This is a genomic window from Streptomyces sp. RKAG293, from assembly GCF_023701745.1.
Taxonomy (GTDB): domain Bacteria; phylum Actinomycetota; class Actinomycetes; order Streptomycetales; family Streptomycetaceae; genus Actinacidiphila.
Window position 1 is genome coordinate 7712525 of the sequence record NZ_JAJOZB010000001.1, and the last position, 15454, is coordinate 7727978.

General features: G+C 71.6%; 12 protein-coding genes. 7 read left to right on the forward strand and 5 right to left on the reverse strand.

Annotated features, from left to right (window positions below; translation table 11 throughout):
* The first annotated feature begins 135 nt into the window (after positions 1-135).
* Positions 136-2727 (forward strand): class IV lanthionine synthetase LanL, encoded by a 2592-nt coding sequence (gene lanL / locus LNW72_RS34150; protein ID WP_250978907.1) that lies wholly within the window; start codon positions 136-138, stop codon positions 2725-2727.
* Positions 2728-2848: 121 nt separating this feature from the next.
* Here lanL and LNW72_RS34155 read toward each other — a convergent pair whose 3' ends face one another.
* On the reverse strand, positions 2849-3733 hold the full coding sequence (locus LNW72_RS34155; protein WP_250978908.1) for a sigma-70 family RNA polymerase sigma factor: 885 nt from the start codon (positions 3731-3733) through the stop codon (positions 2849-2851).
* 102 nt (positions 3734-3835) lie between these two features.
* On the opposite strand from LNW72_RS34155, the gene LNW72_RS34160 reads away from it, so the two are divergent.
* Entirely contained in the window at positions 3836-4597 is a 762-nt protein-coding gene (locus LNW72_RS34160; protein ID WP_250978909.1) for an NAD(P)H-binding protein, read from the forward strand.
* 9 nt (positions 4598-4606) lie between these two features.
* Here LNW72_RS34160 and LNW72_RS34165 read toward each other — a convergent pair whose 3' ends face one another.
* The gene (locus LNW72_RS34165) at positions 4607-4960 is read right to left on the reverse strand and encodes a helix-turn-helix transcriptional regulator (protein WP_138352832.1); all 354 of its coding nucleotides are present in this window, start codon (positions 4958-4960) and stop codon (positions 4607-4609) included.
* Positions 4961-5124: 164 nt separating this feature from the next.
* On the opposite strand from LNW72_RS34165, the gene LNW72_RS34170 reads away from it, so the two are divergent.
* Both LNW72_RS34170 and LNW72_RS34175 read left to right on the forward strand, forming a co-directional pair.
* Positions 5125-6483, forward strand: a complete 1359-nt coding sequence (locus LNW72_RS34170) for an FAD-dependent oxidoreductase (RefSeq protein ID WP_250978910.1) — start codon at positions 5125-5127, stop codon at positions 6481-6483.
* 195 nt (positions 6484-6678) lie between these two features.
* Positions 6679-9168: a SpoIIE family protein phosphatase gene (locus tag LNW72_RS34175; RefSeq protein ID WP_250978911.1), complete on the forward strand. Its 2490-nt coding sequence runs from the start codon at positions 6679-6681 to the stop codon at positions 9166-9168.
* A 30-nt stretch (positions 9169-9198) separates the two neighbouring features.
* On the opposite strand, the gene LNW72_RS34180 is transcribed toward LNW72_RS34175, so the two are convergent.
* Both LNW72_RS34180 and LNW72_RS34185 read right to left on the reverse strand, forming a co-directional pair.
* A complete protein-coding gene (locus LNW72_RS34180; protein ID WP_250978912.1) occupies positions 9199-9846 on the reverse strand; it encodes a DUF1707 domain-containing protein in 648 nt (215 codons plus the stop codon).
* A 74-nt stretch (positions 9847-9920) separates the two neighbouring features.
* Entirely contained in the window at positions 9921-10322 is a 402-nt protein-coding gene (locus LNW72_RS34185) for a hypothetical protein (RefSeq protein ID WP_250978913.1), read from the reverse strand.
* Positions 10323-10679: 357 nt separating this feature from the next.
* Here LNW72_RS34185 and LNW72_RS34190 point away from each other — a divergent pair, with 357 nt between their 5' ends.
* Positions 10680-11477 carry a maleylpyruvate isomerase family mycothiol-dependent enzyme gene (locus tag LNW72_RS34190; protein WP_250978914.1) on the forward strand — a complete coding sequence of 266 codons (798 nt, stop codon included), beginning with the start codon at positions 10680-10682 and terminating at the stop codon, positions 11475-11477.
* A 19-nt stretch (positions 11478-11496) separates the two neighbouring features.
* Here LNW72_RS34190 and LNW72_RS34195 read toward each other — a convergent pair whose 3' ends face one another.
* Complete coding sequence (locus LNW72_RS34195; RefSeq protein ID WP_250978915.1) at positions 11497-11913, reverse strand: DUF1003 domain-containing protein; 417 nt, start codon at positions 11911-11913, stop codon at positions 11497-11499.
* 336 nt (positions 11914-12249) lie between these two features.
* On the opposite strand from LNW72_RS34195, the gene LNW72_RS34200 reads away from it, so the two are divergent.
* Together LNW72_RS34200 and LNW72_RS34205 are read left to right on the forward strand one after the other, a co-directional pair.
* Positions 12250-12741: a cyclic nucleotide-binding domain-containing protein gene (locus tag LNW72_RS34200; RefSeq protein WP_250978916.1), complete on the forward strand. Its 492-nt coding sequence runs from the start codon at positions 12250-12252 to the stop codon at positions 12739-12741.
* A 131-nt stretch (positions 12742-12872) separates the two neighbouring features.
* Positions 12873-15263: a phosphoketolase family protein gene (locus LNW72_RS34205; protein WP_250978917.1), complete on the forward strand. Its 2391-nt coding sequence runs from the start codon at positions 12873-12875 to the stop codon at positions 15261-15263.
* Positions 15264-15454 lie beyond the last annotated feature (191 nt).

Below are 15454 nucleotides of genomic sequence, written 5' to 3' on the forward strand. Positions count from 1 at the left end.
GGCCGGTCCACCGTCGGCGGAACCGATCCTTTGAGGCCGGTCCCGGTCCCGGTGCCGGTGTCGGTGCCGGGCCCTGGACTGATGCCGGGGCCCGGACTGATGCCGGGGTCCGGTCCGATACCGGGGCCCGGACTGATGCCGGAGTCGGTCCCGGGGGCGGTCCCGGGCGGGTCCGCGCCGGACTTGGGGGAGTGGCTCGCCGCACTCATGGCCGGCCACGAGCGTCGGAGCGGCGCGGACGAGGTCTGGCGCTATCTGTTCGATCCGCGCATGCCGGCGATGGAACACGGCTGGAAGCTGCACGTCTCCGCCCGGTCCGACGACTTCGCCGGGACCATGGAGCTCCTCGTCCCGGTGCTGCTGCGCTACACCTGCGAAGCCAAGTTCGCGCGGAGCGCGGCGGTGCTGGGGGAGTTGAACGCCGGGGTACGGGACCAGGCCCTCGTCGGGAAGGCGGTCACCGTCTATCCCCGCGGGCAGGATGTGGCGGCGCTCGGACGGGAACTGGCCGAGGTCCTGGTCGGCCGGGGCGGACCACGGGTGCTCAGCGACCGCCGGGTGCGGCCGGACGCTCCGGTCTACTACCGTTACGGTCCCTTCCGGGCGGCCGGGGCGGGCGAGTCGGCGCTCGTCATGACCGGTCCTGACGGACAGAGTTTCGCCGGTCGCGCGAGCACCCGGTACCGCCAACCACCCTGGACGCAGGATCCGTTCGGGGCGCCTGCGCCCGGCACGGGGCGACCGGCCGCACGCCTTGTCGGTGGCAGATACCGGCTCACCGGAGGTATCGCGCGGTCCCCGCACGGGGACGTCTACCGCGCCCTGGACACGGTGACCGGCGGCCGGGTGGTGGTCAAGCAGGCCAGAGCGTATGCCGGTGAGGACGAGCACGGAGTGGACGCCCGCGGCCGGCTCCGCAACGAGCGTGCCGTGCTGGCGGCGCTGGACGGCCTCGACGGCGTACCGCGCTTCGTCGACCACGTGCGGCACGGCGAGGACGAGTATCTGGTCACCACGGACTGCGGTCCCCGTGACCTGCGTCGCGACGTGCTGGAGCACGGGCCTTATGGTGCCGACGCCCATCGCACGGGGCGTCAGATATCGATGCTGGCGCGTCAGTTGCTGGCCGTGCTCGACGCGGTGCATGCCAGAGGGGTGGTGGTGTGCGATCTGAAACCGGGCAACGTGGTCATCTCCTCGGACGGCACCTGTCGTTTTGTCGACTTCGGTATCAGCGCCCTGGGATCGGAGCGCCCGGCCGGTGCGACACCCGGCTACACCCTCCCCGTCTACCGCGCCGGAGCCCAGCCCCACCCCGCCGACGACCTCTACGCACTCGGCGCGACCCTGCACTACGCGCTGACCGGCATGGATCCGGTGGTCGTCGACCCCGACCACGCCGTCAACCGTGACCGAACACTGGCCTGCCTGGACGGCGCGCTGCCCGGCGCCGCCCACCGTCAAGTCCGCGCGCTGGTCGCCGGGCTGCTCAGCCTCGATCCCGCGGAACGAGTGGCCTGCGCTGGACGGTTACGGGCCGGCCTGCCGGAACCGGTCGGCGGGCGCCGTCCGCCCGGCCCGCCCCGCATCACCGCCGGGCTGCTGGACGACGTGATCGCGCACACCGTCGCCGGCTGTGTGCGCGCCTCCCGGTCGCCCGCCGGGCCGGGCGGCCGCCATACGGGGTCGACCGTGACGCTCTACGCGGGCTCGTCCGGAGTGGGCCTGGAACTCCTGCACCACACCGACCACCCGGGCGTACCGCGGGCCGTCGCCGACCTGGCCCGCCGAACGGCGGAACACCCCGAGGTGGCTGCGCTGACCGCCGCTCTGTACACCGGCCGCACCGGAGTCGAGCTGTTCCTGGCATCGGCCGCCGGCGCATTCCCGTCCTCTCACAGCGGCCCGGTGCCGGCGGATCCGTCCGGTCTGCCGCGCTACGACGGCAGCGGCGACCAGATCGGTGGCGCGGCAGGCACCGGAACGGGGCTCCTGCTCCTGGCACACCTGGCCCGCGCCGCGGGACATCAGGAGGAGGCGGCCGCGCACCTGGCCGCCGCGGGCCGGTGCGCACGGGAGTTGTCGAACTGGACCGGGCCGTCCGGGGAAGGAGGATCGGAGCAGCCGCAGGCCCCCTCGCTCGCGGCCTACGACCACGGCTTCGCTCACGGCAGGGCGGGCATCGTCCACTTCCTGTACGCCTACCACCGCGCCACCGCCGACCTGGTCGCCGGCGCCGCGGCCAGGGCCGGCCTCGCCCAACTCGCCGCGGACACCCCCGGCCTGCTCGCCGCCGCCGCACGCCCCGGCGCCTCCCGGCGCTACGGAGCGTGGTGCCGCGGAATGGCGGGAACGGGCGCCGTCCTGATCACCGTGGGCAGCCGGGACGAGGACGGGCAGCTTCTCGAACTCGGCCTGCGCTGTGCCCGGGTGTGCCGCGCGCTCGCGCCGCGGATGAGCCTGGTCTCCCAGTGCTGCGGGCTGGCCGGCGTCGGCGAACTGCTCGTCGACGCGGCCGTCGCCACGGGCGACGACAGCTTCTGGCGGGACGCGGAGGACGTGGCGGGGCTGATCCTGGCCCGCAGTGGCGGAACCGCCCACCGGCCGCTGCTGCCCGACAACACCCTCGTCGGCTCCGACTCCGCCTGGGCGACGGGCGGTGCGGGAGTGCTGTCCTTCCTGCGCCGGCTGCGTGACCGCGGTGGGCAGCGGCTCTGCGGCGGTTGAGACGGTCATGGATGCGTCGCATGCGCCAGTCCGCCCATGCGCTCATGCGCTCGTGCCGGGAGCACCTCGTGTTCGTGCTCCCGGCCGTGCTGGGGTGTGGAGCGTTGAGTGGTGAGTGAGGTCAGTTGTCGAGGACGGCGAGGTCGACCTGGCGGAGGCCGTCCGGGTCGGCGATGACGTCGATCTCGGTGATCCGGTCGTCGGTGATCGTGAAGTCGAGCACCAGGAACAGCCGTCCGAGCGGGGCCATGGCGAGCCCGACCGTTCCGTTGACCAGTGCCGTCACGGTGGACTGCGCACGTTCCATGGCGGCCATCGCGCCCTTGGCCACGGTCTGCGCGCCGCTGAAGACGATGGGCTCGGGGGTCGGGACGACGGACCGGTCGGCCCGCAGCACGACGTCCGGGTGGAGCAGGGCGACGAGTGCGTCGAAATCGCCGCCGCGGGTGGCGGCCAGGAAGGCGTCGACGACCCGGCGTTGACGGGTCAGGTCGGCGTCGGGGACCGCCGCGCCACCCTTGACCCGGCGGCGGGCCCGGCTCGCGAGCTGCCGCGTCGCGGCAGGGGAGCGTTCGATCAGCGGGGCGATCTCGTCGAAGGGCACGGTGAACATGTCGTGCAGCACGAAGGCGAGGCGCTCGGGCGGCGTCAGCGTGTCGAGCACCACCAGCAGGGCCAGACCGACGGAGTCGGCCATCAACGCCTCCTGTTCGGGGTCGATGCCGGCGGGCCGGCCGAGGGCCGGGTCGGGCTCGTGGAATTCGAGGGGCTCCTCGCGGCGGTGGTCGCGCGAGCGCAGCAGGTTCAGACACACGCGTGACACGACGGTCGTCAGCCAGGCACCGAGGTTCTGCACGCTGTCAGCGTCGGTGCGACTGAGCCGCAGCCAGGTCTCCTGCACGGCGTCGTCGGCCTCGCTCACCGAGCCGAGCATCCGGTAGGCCACCGCCCGAAGACGAACCCGGTCTTCCTCGAATCGCTCGATCAGCGATGCGTTCTCGTCCATCGGTCACATTCCTTCGTCGCGGGGGTCATAGCAGTAGATCCACGAAACCGAGTTGAAGGTACCGGGAGGCCGACTCCCGGACCGAACGAATGGGGAGCAGCCATGACGTCGACGATCCTGGTCACCGGTGGTACGGGAACTCTGGGCGGCCACGTCCTCCCATTGCTGCGGGCGGCCGGGCGCGAAGTTCGCGTCCTCAGCCGGCAGCGCCGTGAGTCCGTGGACGGCGTCGCGTATGTGAGCGGCGACCTCCTCAAGGGCGAGGGAATCGAGGCCGCGGTGGACGGCGTCGACGTCGTCCTGCACCTCGCGGGCGGGCCCAAGGGCGATGACGAGGCGACGCGGAATCTGATGCGGGCCGCGTCACGGGCCGGGGTGCGACACGTGGTGCACGTCTCCGTGATCGGCACGGACACGATGCCGTTGGCCTGGTTCCAGGCCAAGTTGGGCGCGGAGCGGGCCGTCGCCGAATCCGGCGTCCCGTGGACGACGCTGCGCGCGGCCCAGTTCCACGACCTGGTCCTGACGGTGGTGGAGAAGATGGGGAAGCTGCCGGTGATCCCGGTCCCGGGCGGACTGCGGTTCCAGCCGGTCGACTCGCGTGATGTCGCGGCCCGGCTGGTGGAGCTGACCCTCGGCGAACCGGCCGGGCTGGTGCCCGACCTGGCGGGGCCGAAGGTGTACGGGATGGCCGACCTGAGCCGCGGCTATCTGCGGGCACGCGGCAAGCACCGCCTGATGATGCCCGTGCGGATGCCAGGAAAGGCCGGCCGCGCCTACCGGGCCGCCGAGAACCTGTCGCTCGACGGGGCGGCCGTGGGTGAGCGGACCTGGGAGGACTTCCTGGCGGAGCGGGTCGGCTGACCCCTGGTTTCACGCGGTCAGGACACCGGCCATGGCGGCGAGCACCGCGGGGACCACGCGGTAGTAGACCCAGGTGCCACGCCGCTCGGAGGTGAGCAGCCCGGCCTCGCGCAGCTTCTTCAGATGGTGGCTGACCGTGGGCTGCGAGACGCCGACGTCGGAGATGTCGCAGACGCAGGCCTCGCCGCCGTCGTGCGAGGCGACCAGGGAGAACAGCCGCAGTCGGACGGGATCGCCGAGAGCCTTGAACATCGCCGCGGTCAGTTCGGCCTCGAGGACGGTCAGCGGCCGTTGCGTCAGCGGTGGGCAGCACGGCACGGCCGGCCGCAGGACCGGCAACTCGGCGACCTCTGAATTCGACATGCGTCTATGTTGACACCCATCGAAGCCGGTGACAAGCTTTGCTGTATCGATGGATGTCAAAGCAACGGGCGTCGGGTCGCTGCCGCCGCATGGCTTTCCGGCCATGTCCTCTCCTGCCCAGCGCCCTCCCGCCCCCTCCCGCCGCCCGGAAAGGCTCAACCACCATGAGTACGACCAGCGCTCTTCCCGTCGTCGTCATCGGAGCCGGTCCCATCGGGCTGGCAGCCGCCGCCCAGCTGCTGGAGCGCGGGCTGGAGCCCTTGGTGCTGGAGACCGGTACCGGCGCGGGCAGCTCGGTGCGCGAGTGGGGGCATGTCCGGCTCTTCTCCACCTGGAGCGAGGTCGTCGACCCGGCCGCGGAGAAGCTGCTGACCCCCACCGGCTGGATCCGCCCCGACGGGGCCGGCTACCCCTCGGGCGCCGACTGGGTGGAGAGCTACCTGCGGCCGCTGGCCGACGCTCTGGGCGATCGGGTCCGGTACGGCGCCCGGGTGACCGGCGTGTCCCGGGCCGGACGGGATCGCGTCGTGGACGCCGACCGTGCCGAGCAGCCCTTCACCGTCCACATCACCCGTTCCGGCGGGGCCGAGGAGCGGATCACCGCCCGCGCCGTCCTCGATGCCTCCGGCACCTGGTCGACCCCCGCCCCGCTGGGCGGCGACGGCCTGCCGGCGCTCGGCGAGCGCGCCGCCGCGGACCGCATCGCCTACCGCGTCCCGGACCTCGCCGACCCGGCCGTCCGCGCCCGGTACGCCGGCAGACGCACCGCCGTGATCGGCTCCGGTGCCTCCGCCTTCACCGCCCTGGCCTATCTGGCGGACCTCGCCGAGCAGGTCCCCGGTACCCACGCGGTGTGGATTCTGCGCCGTGGCCTCAGCGGCAGCACCTTCGGCGGCGGCGAAGCCGATCAGCTCCCCGCCCGCGGCGCCCTCGGTCTGCGCGCGAAGGCCGCCGTCGAGGCCGGCCACGCGGGCGCCGTCACCGGATTCCGTACGGCCGCTGTGGAGCGTGACGGCGAGCGGCTCGTGCTGGTCGGGGAGGACGGCACCCGTCTGGAGCCGGTCGACGAGATCATCGGCCTGACCGGTCTGCGCCCGGACCTGTCGTTCGTCGGCGAACTGCGCCTCGGCCTGGACGAGCGCCTCCAGGCGCCCGCCGCACTGGCACCGCTGATCGACCCCAACGTCCACTCGTGCGGCACCGTCCACCCGCACGGCGTCAAGGAGCTCTCCCACCCCGAGGCCGGCGTCTACCTGGTCGGTATGAAGTCCTACGGCCGCGCGCCGACGTTCCTGGCCATGACCGGGTACGAGCAGGTCCGCTCCATCGCCGCATCGCTCGCCGGTGATCACGAGTCCGCCGAACGCGTCGAGTTGACGCTGCCCGAGACCGGAGTGTGCGGCGGAGCGGGTCTCTTCGACGAAACCGAGGCCGCCACCGACGGCGGAGGCTGCTGCTCGGCCCCGGCCACCCTCCGGATCGGCACCGTCATCCCCATGCGCACCGCGTCGGGCGGCTGCTGACGGGTGCGGCCCGGCGGCCCGACGCCGCCGGCCCTGGTGGGTGGGGCCGGGCTCAGCGTTGCGCCATTCGGGTGTACCGGAGGGTGGGGCGGACCCGGCCGGCGCCCGACGGGGGAGTCCGGGGCGTGGCAGAGCGGTTGTGGCGCCAGGGCTCCGGGCCCACCATGAGGTAGTGGATTAAGGCGGAACTGTGCGATGGACGGAGCTGACGGGGTGGACTCCCGTGGACCCCTCGACGTCACGAGAGCAGCCACAGCGGTTCTCGACGCCCGTGGACGGGTCATCGGGTGGAGCCCGGCGGCGGCGGAGCTGCTCGGCTATGAGGCGCACGACGTGCTCGGGCGCCCCGCTGACGAGCTGCTGGCGCGCCGTGCGGGCACCGGCGGGCGCGCCGGCCCGCCAGGGGCGGAGCAGAGCACCCGCAGCGTGGTTCTCCATCTGCGCCACCGGGACGGCCGCTCGCTGCGGATCGCCACGACGATGGTCCCGGTGTCCTCCGAAGGGTCCGGGCCGGCCTGGCTCTTCGTCGCCGCCGATTCGGAGGAGCTGGACCAGTGGGAGGCCCAGCAGGCGATGCTGCAGGGGCTCGTCACCCGCTCCTCCGTCGGCCTCGCCATCTACAACGCCGACATGCGGGTGGTGTGGATCAACGCCGAGCTGAACCGCGAAATGGGCTCCACACAGTACGTCGGCATGTCCCCGGACGAGATGCTCCTGGACGGCGAGGTTCTGTCCGAGGGGTATCCGCCCACGCTGGAACAGGTCATGAGGACGGTGTTCGCCACCGGCGAGCCCGTCATCGATCTGCACTACGGCGGCCGCGCACCCGTCGATCCGGAGCACGACCGCGTCTGGTCGTGCTCCTACTACCGGCTTCAGGACACCCAGGGGAAATCCCTGGGCATGTGCGAGGAGTCGGTGGACATCACCGACCGTTACCGGGCCCAGCAGCGGCTGGCCCTCCTGGTGCGCGCCGGAGCGCGCATCGGTACGACCCTGGACATGAGTCGCACGGCGCGGGAGCTCGCCGAGGTCGCCGTGCCGCAGTTCGCGGACGCGATCACCGTGGACCTGCTGGAGGCGGTACTGGAAGGGGACCAGACCACGCCGGGGACCACCGCCGGACGGCGGCTGGTCCGGATGTGGGGAGACACCGGACGGGCCGGCGGGACGACGGGCGCGGGAGCCCCGCGACGTTCGGCACGCCGGCTGGTCGACTACCCACCGGCATCGGCCCAGGCCCGCAGCCTGGCCCTGGGCCGGAAGATTCTGGAGACCGGCCCGAACCCGCAGCACACGGCGCACGACGTGAAGGAGACTCCGGACGCGAAGGCGGCGCAGGAACCGCTGCTCCGCTCGTGTCTCGCCGTGCCGCTACGGGCCGGGCGCAGCCCGATCGGACTCGTCACGTTCTTCCGGAACCGGTACACCGACCCGTTCGACGACGGTGAGCTGGACCTCGCCGACGAGCTCGTCGCGCGTACCGCGGTCTGTATCGACAACGCCCGCCGGTTCACCCGTGAGCACACGGCCGCTCTCCGGCTGCAACGCAGCCTGCTCCCGCAGAGCCTGCCACCGCAGACGGCCGTCGAGCTGGCGTACCGCTATCTGCCCGCCGACAGCCGGGCCGGGGTCGGCGGCGACTGGTTCGACGTCATTCCGCTGTCGGGCACCCGGGTCGGCCTGGTGGTCGGGGATGTGGTCGGGCACGGCCTGGGAGCCGCCGCCACCATGGGGCGCCTGCGCACCAGCGTCCGGGTCCTCGCCCAGCTCGATCTCGCCCCGGACGAACTCCTGACGCGGCTGGACAACCTGGTCGGCCAGTCCGCCAAGGAGTGGGCCGCGGTCAGGGGCGTGCGGGGCGGCGGCCCGGAGGACGACGAAGCCCTCGGCGCGACCTGCCTGTACGCGGTGTACGACCCGGTGACCGGACAGTGCAGCATGGCGCGCGCGGGCCACCCGCTGCCGGCCGTGGTCGACGCGGAGACCGGCCTCGTCAGCTATCCGGAGCTCCCCGCGGGCCCGCCCCTGGGACTGGGCGGCCTGCCCTTCGAGAGCACGGACCTGCAGCTGCCCGCAGGCAGCCTCATCGCACTTTTCACCAACGGTCTGGTCCAGTCCTCCGACCGCGACATCGACGCCGGGCTCGACCGGCTCGACGAAATCCTCGCCGAGCACCGGCGCCCCCTGGAGGAGCTCGCCGACCGGACCGTCTCGACGCTGCTCCCCGGGCCGTCGGACGACGACGCGGCCCTGCTCCTCGTCCGCACGCGAAGGCTCGACAAGTACCGGGTGGCCGTGTGGGAGCTGGCCGCCGACCCGGTCATGGTCGGCCGCGCCCGCGCCGCGGCCACCGGGCAGCTCGGCGAATGGGGCCTGGACGACGTCTCGTTCACCACCGAACTGATCGTCAGCGAGCTGGTCACCAACGCCATCCGCTACGCCGAGGGCCCCATCCTGCTGAGGCTCATCCGCGATCAGACCCTCATCTGCGAGGTCTCCGACTCCGGGCACACCTCACCCCATATGCGCCACGCGGCGAGCGATGACGAAGGCGGCCGCGGCCTCTTCCTCATCGCCCAGATGACCGAGCACTGGGGAACGCGCTACACGCCCACGGGCAAGACGATCTGGGCCGAACAGGACCTGCCGCCCGCGGACAGCGCGGAGCGGGCCGATCCGTAGTCCGCGGTGCGAACGCCGTCACGCCCTGCGTCAGCGGGCGATCGACTTCATCGGCCCGGGCCGGCGCAGCAGCCACTGCAGAAAACCGCGGCGGGGCGGCCTGGGCGGTCGCACCGTGATGCTGCCGCTGCGCACCTTTCCCGTCACATGGATACGCAGCCGGATCGGCGTCCCGGCGGAGACATGTGCCCGATGGCGCACGCTGCCGCTGCTCACCGAGACCTCGTCGACGTCCACGAAAACGTCCGGCGGCACTATCAGGGTCACCGACCCGCTGCGCACCGACGCTTCGATCTCCAGGGTGGGCGACCCGATGACGGCACTGGTGAAGTCGAGCACGACGGAGCCGCTGTTGGACTCGATCTCCATCTGCCGGGGCACCGCCCACGTGCCCTCGCGCTTCGCGCTCGCGCTGTCGACCGCGATCCGCGACCTGTCCTTCGGGGCGGGGGAGGGGACACCGCCCGTCCACGACGGTCCGGTCGCCGGCAGATCCGTGAGCACCGCTTCGAGTTCTCGGTAAGTACGCGCCGTCAACGCCACCTCGAGCCGTTCGTCCAGCTCTTCGGCGGTCAACCGGCCGTCTCCCGCGGCGACCCGCAGCCGCTCCACGACCTGGTCCCGGTCTTCGTGAGACGCGCGCAGCTCGCCGTGATCGGGCACCAATTCACCGGACATGCCCACACTGTAGTGGGTGTCAGCCGAGGGGGCACGGGAGCCGGTCGGAGGGGCGGCGGTTCACTCGGTGGCGTTCAGAGCGTTCGCTGGACCCGGTAGCCGGCGAGGGCGGGATACGGCGAGGGAGAGAGGTCCCGGTGATGCGGAAGCTCGACGACCTCGGCGCCGCACCCCCGGACGAAGTCCATGACGGAGTCCGCCGTGCGGTCGTCGAGCGAGAACACCCAGCGACCGGGTATCAACACCGTGTCGATGGTCCCCACCGCGACCCGGGCGAGCAGCAGGCTCAGCTCCGGCCGCACCGCCCGGCAGGAGACGCCGTTGTCCAGGAAGATCTCCGGGGCGTGGTGGCCGAGCCGGTCGGCGTGCTCTTCGAGGGCGTGCAGATGGACCGCCATCCGCCACTGGTCGTACGGGTAGCAGCGCAGATAGGCAGCGGCCCGCGCCCGACCCCGATAGGTGTCCGCCGTGGACATGACCGCCTCCTCGTTCACCCGGGCGCCGGATTCACCGGAATCGCCGGAGCGGCCGGGTCCAGCGCTGGGACCTGTCCCACGACCCGCTACATACCGCCCATACTGGACGGCAAAAGTAGTTGTTGTCTATACCATTGGCGGTAAATCTTTTGTATGGGGGGGTCCTCGGGCGATGCGATCGCATCCAGGCCCCGGGTACGGGCCGCCCGCGCGGCCTGGATGCGGTGGGCCGCCCCCGGCCGGTGCTGTGGCAGGCTGCGAGGAGAAACCCGGCCCCCCGGACCGCCGTCTTCGGGGCCGGACACATCACGGAGGTACGCCACGGTGAGCACAACGTCGGATCATTCGGGACGCACAGTGACCTCGGCCGATCACCGCGTCGCCGTCGCGACCGAGACCGATCGGTTCGTGGCGGCGGTCAAGGGCGCCGACCTGGCGACCCCGGTGCCGAGCTGTCCTGGCTGGACGCTCGCCGACCTGGTCAAGCACACCGGGAGCGTGCAGCGCTGGTTCTCCGTCCTGCTGCGCCAGCAGGTCCAGGAACGGCCGCGAAGCCGTGACGTCGAGCTGCGGCTGCCCCCGACCGATGACGGCTACCCCGACTGGCTGACGGCGAGCGCGGCCGAGGCCGCGAACGCCTTCGCGGCCACCGACCCCGATGCCCCGATGTGGGTGTGGGGCGCCGACCACCACGCCCGGTTCTGGGTGCGGCGGATGCTCTTCGAAACGCTGGTGCACCGCACCGACGCGGAACGCGCGCTGGACCTGCGGCCGGTGATCGACCGCGACCTGGCGGCCGACGGCGTCGACGAGTTCCTGACCAATCTGCCGTTCGCCGCGTCCTTCGCGCCCAAGGTGTCCAATCTGCGCGGCGACGGGAAGACCATCCGGTTCCAGTGCACGGACGTCAGCGGCACCGGCACCGGCAACGTCAGCGGCAACGGTGGCTGGCTGGTCCGCCTGCGGCCCGACGGCTTCGGGATCGACCCGCACCCCGCCGGGCCGGCGACGCCCACCGCCGACGCGACCGTGCGAGGCGCCGCAGCGGATCTGCTGCTGCTCCTTTACGGCCGGCTCGACCGTGCCGCGGACCTCTTCGGGATCGAGGGCGACGAGGAACTGCTCGCGCACTGGTTCGCCAACTCGGAGTTCTGAGACACCCGGACCCGGAACGTCAGGCGTTGCGGTCGGCCTCGGCCTCGCCCGATGCCAGTCGGCGGTGGATCTCCGTGGTCATGGCGTGGATGGCCCGCGTCAGCTCGGTGTTGGTCTTGAGCTCCAGCTCCTGCTCGACGAAGTCGTGATCCGCCTTGGCCTGCTGGAACACGGCCTGCCGGTTCTGTCCGATCATGACGAACGTCGACAGGAAGATCGCCTCGAGCGATACGACGAGCGTCAACGTGGGCCAGGGGTTGGTCTCGACGACCAGCATCCAGACCACGAACGCGACGCCGTGGAGATAGACGAACATCATCGAGCCGGCGAACTTGGTGATCGCATCGGCGATGCGCAGCTGAAGGTCCGAAGAACGGCTGGCGCGGTGCGCGACGACAACCGGATGGTGCCGCGCCTGGTCGTCGGGCCTGCTCATCGGGATCTACCGCCTTCTGGGGTCGTCGACCGGCGCCATGGCACCGGGTGAACTCGCTGCATGGTGTCAGACCCGCATCTCACGGCTGCCCGCCGAGCTGGGCGCGGAGCCGGTCACCGAGGGTGACCGGCGCGCACTGACCGTTCGCTCTGCCCTGCCGGCAACTGAGGACGTTCGGGACCCTGCGCGTCAGCGCCGCCTGGGTGAGGATGGGAGGGCAGGCAGGATCGATGGACGACCGAAGCACGACCACCGAAGCACGGACAACCAAAGCGGCGAAGCGCGACCACGTCTGCACACGTCGAAGACCGCGGAGCCGCGGAAACGGACAGTGCGATGTCCACCACACACTCCATTCTCGACCGGCTCACCACCGCACACCGTGACCGACTGCTGGCGTTGTCCACAGCGGTCGCCTTTCCCTCGGGCACCCGGATCTTCGACGCCGACCGGTCCGCCGAACGTTTCTGGGTCCTGGACCGCGGCGAGGTGGCCCTGGATCTGCACGTCCCCGGGCGGCAGGCGGTCGTCGTGCAGACCGTCTCGGCGGGCGAACTCCTCGGCTGGTCCTGGCTGTTCCCGCCGTTCCGGTGGCAGCTCGGCGCACAGGCGCACACCGCCGTGCGGGCCAGGGAGTTCCCGGCGCCGGAGGTCCGTGAACTCTGTGCGGCCGATCCCGGACTGGGACACGAATTCGTCCTGCTCTGCGCCGAGGTCATCGGGGGCCGGCTGCACTCCACGCGCACCCGGCTGCTCGACCTGTACGGCCCGTTCGGTGAGTATCGCGACAGCTCCGTATCGGTGGGCGGTCTGGAAGACGACGGCTGACACCGCGCTGACACCGCTGGAAGTGGGGGCCGTTCGGCCCCCCGGATGTCCCCTATCGGCCCAAGAGGCGGGGTCGCACCGCGTCGCAGGGTAGGAGCGACGCCGGTTCGGCGCTTGCGGAGGAGATGGATATGCCTGGCATCAGCTCATCGACGCACCAGGACAGTTACCTTGACGATGCCGAAGTGGCGGCGCTGGACGCGCATTGGCGGGCGGCGAACTATCTGGCCGTCGGCCAGATCTACCTGATGGCCAACCCGCTGCTCACTGAACCGCTGCTCCCGGAGCACATCAAGCCGCGGCTGCTGGGCCACTGGGGCACTTCGCCCGGTCTCAACCTCGTCCACACCCATCTCAACCGGGTGATCAAGGCGCGCGACCAGGACACGCTGTGCGTGTGGGGGCCGGGGCACGGGGGGCCGGCGGTGCTGGCGAACACCTGGCTGGAGGGGACCTACAGCCGGACGTACCCGGACATCGGCCGGGACGCGGCGGGCATGGGCAAGCTGTTCCGGCAGTTCTCGTTCCCCGGCGGGGTCCCCAGCCATGTGGCGCCGGAGACCCCCGGATCGATCCACGAGGGTGGGGAGCTGGGCTACTCGCTCGCGCACGCCTACGGTGCCGCGCTGGACAACCCCGGTCTGCTCGTCGCCTGCGTCATCGGTGACGGTGAGGCCGAGACGGGGCCGCTGGCCGCCTCGTGGCACTCCAACAAGTTCCTCGACCCGGTGAACGACGGAGCGGTCCTGCCGATCCTGCATCTGAACGGCTACAAGATCGCCAACCCGACCGTCCTGGCACGGATCCCCGAGTCCGAACTCGACGACCTGATGCGCGGACTGGGCCACGAACCGATCCACGTCACCGGGGACGACCCGCTGCTCGTGCACCAGGCCATGGCCCGCGCCATGGACACCGCGCTGGACCGTATCGCGCTCATCCAGCGCACCGCCCGCGAGGAGGGCGGTGCGGAGCGCGCCCGCTGGCCGATGATCGTCCTGCGCACCCCCAAGGGCTGGACCGGTCCCGCGGAGGTCGACGGGCTTCCCGTCGAAGGCACCTGGCGCGCCCACCAGGTCCCGCTGTCCCACGTGCGCGACAACCCCGAGCACCTGCGCCAGCTGGAGGCCTGGCTGCGGTCCTACCGGCCGGCCGAGCTGTTCGACGAGCACGGCCGCCCGCGCGATCAGGTGCTGGAATGCCTGCCGGTCGACGAGCGAAGGCTCGGTGCGACTGCGCACGCCAACGGCGGTCTGCTGCTGCGGGACCTGCCGATCCCGGCGCTCGAGCGGTACGCCGTCCCCGTCGACAAACCCGGCGCGACCCTCCACGAGCCCACCCGCGTCCTGGGCGACCTGGTGGAGACGATCATGGAGGACACCGCGGAGCGCCGTGACTTCCGGCTGGTCGGCCCCGACGAGACCGCGTCCAACCGCCTGCAGAGCGTCTACCGGGCCACCGGCAAGGCATGGCAGGGCGAGACCCTGGAGGTCGACGAGGACCTGGACCGGCACGGCAGGGTCATGGAGATCCTGTCGGAACACACCTGCCAGGGCTGGCTGGAGGGCTATCTCCTGACCGGCAGGCACGGTCTGTTCTCCTGCTACGAGGCGTTCGTCCACATCGTCGACTCGATGGTCAACCAGCACATCAAATGGCTGCGCGTCTCGCGGCGGCTGCCCTGGCGCCGCCCCATCGCGTCGCTGAACTACCTGCTCACCTCGCACGTGTGGCGGCAGGACAACAACGGCTTCTCCCACCAGGACCCCGGCTTCATCGACCACGTCCTGAACAAGAGCCCCGAGGTCGTACGGGTCTATCTGCCCCCGGACACCAACACGCTGCTGGCGGTGGCCGACCACGTGCTGCGCAGCCGGGACTACGTCAACGTCGTCGTCGCCGGCAAGCAGCCCTGTTTCGACTGGCTCACCCTGGACCAGGCCCGCGCGCACTGCGCCCGCGGCGCCGGCGTCTGGGAATGGGCCGGCACGGAGGACGGCGCCGGCGAGCCCGATGTGGTGCTGGCCTGCGCCGGCGACGTGCCCACCATGGAAGTCCTGGCCGCCGCGCAGCTGCTGCGCACACACCTGCCGGAGCTGAGGGTGCGGGTCGTGAACGTGGTCGACCTGGCCCGGCTGCTGCCGAAGGAGGAACACCCGCACGGGATGCACGACGCCGAGTACGACGCCCTGTTCACCCGCGACCGGCCGGTCGTCTTCGCCTACCACGGCTACCCGTGGCTCATCCACCGGCTGGCCTACCGCCGCGCCGGGCACGCGAACCTGCACGTGCGCGGCTACAAGGAGGAGGGCACCACCACCACGCCCTTCGACATGGTGGTCCGCAACGACCTCGACCGCTACCGCCTGGTCATGGACGTCATCGACCGCGTCCCCGGCCTCGCCGTCCGCGCCGCCACCGTCCGCCAGGACATGGAGGACGTCCGACTGCGCCACCACGCCTGGATCCGCGAACACGGGGTGGACCTGCCCGAGGTCGCGGACTGGACCTGGAACGGCTGAAACCGGCCACCCGGAACGCGCACCCGGAACGGGCACAGGGAACGGGCACACGGAACGCCCACATGGAACGTCCGCGCGGTTCCATCTGCAGAACCGGCCGCGCGGGCGGGGTGTTTTGGCGGAACGTCATACTTTCGTGTGAGACGACGCGGTACTCCGTATGGCCACCGGCCACTTGGGCATGACTGGGC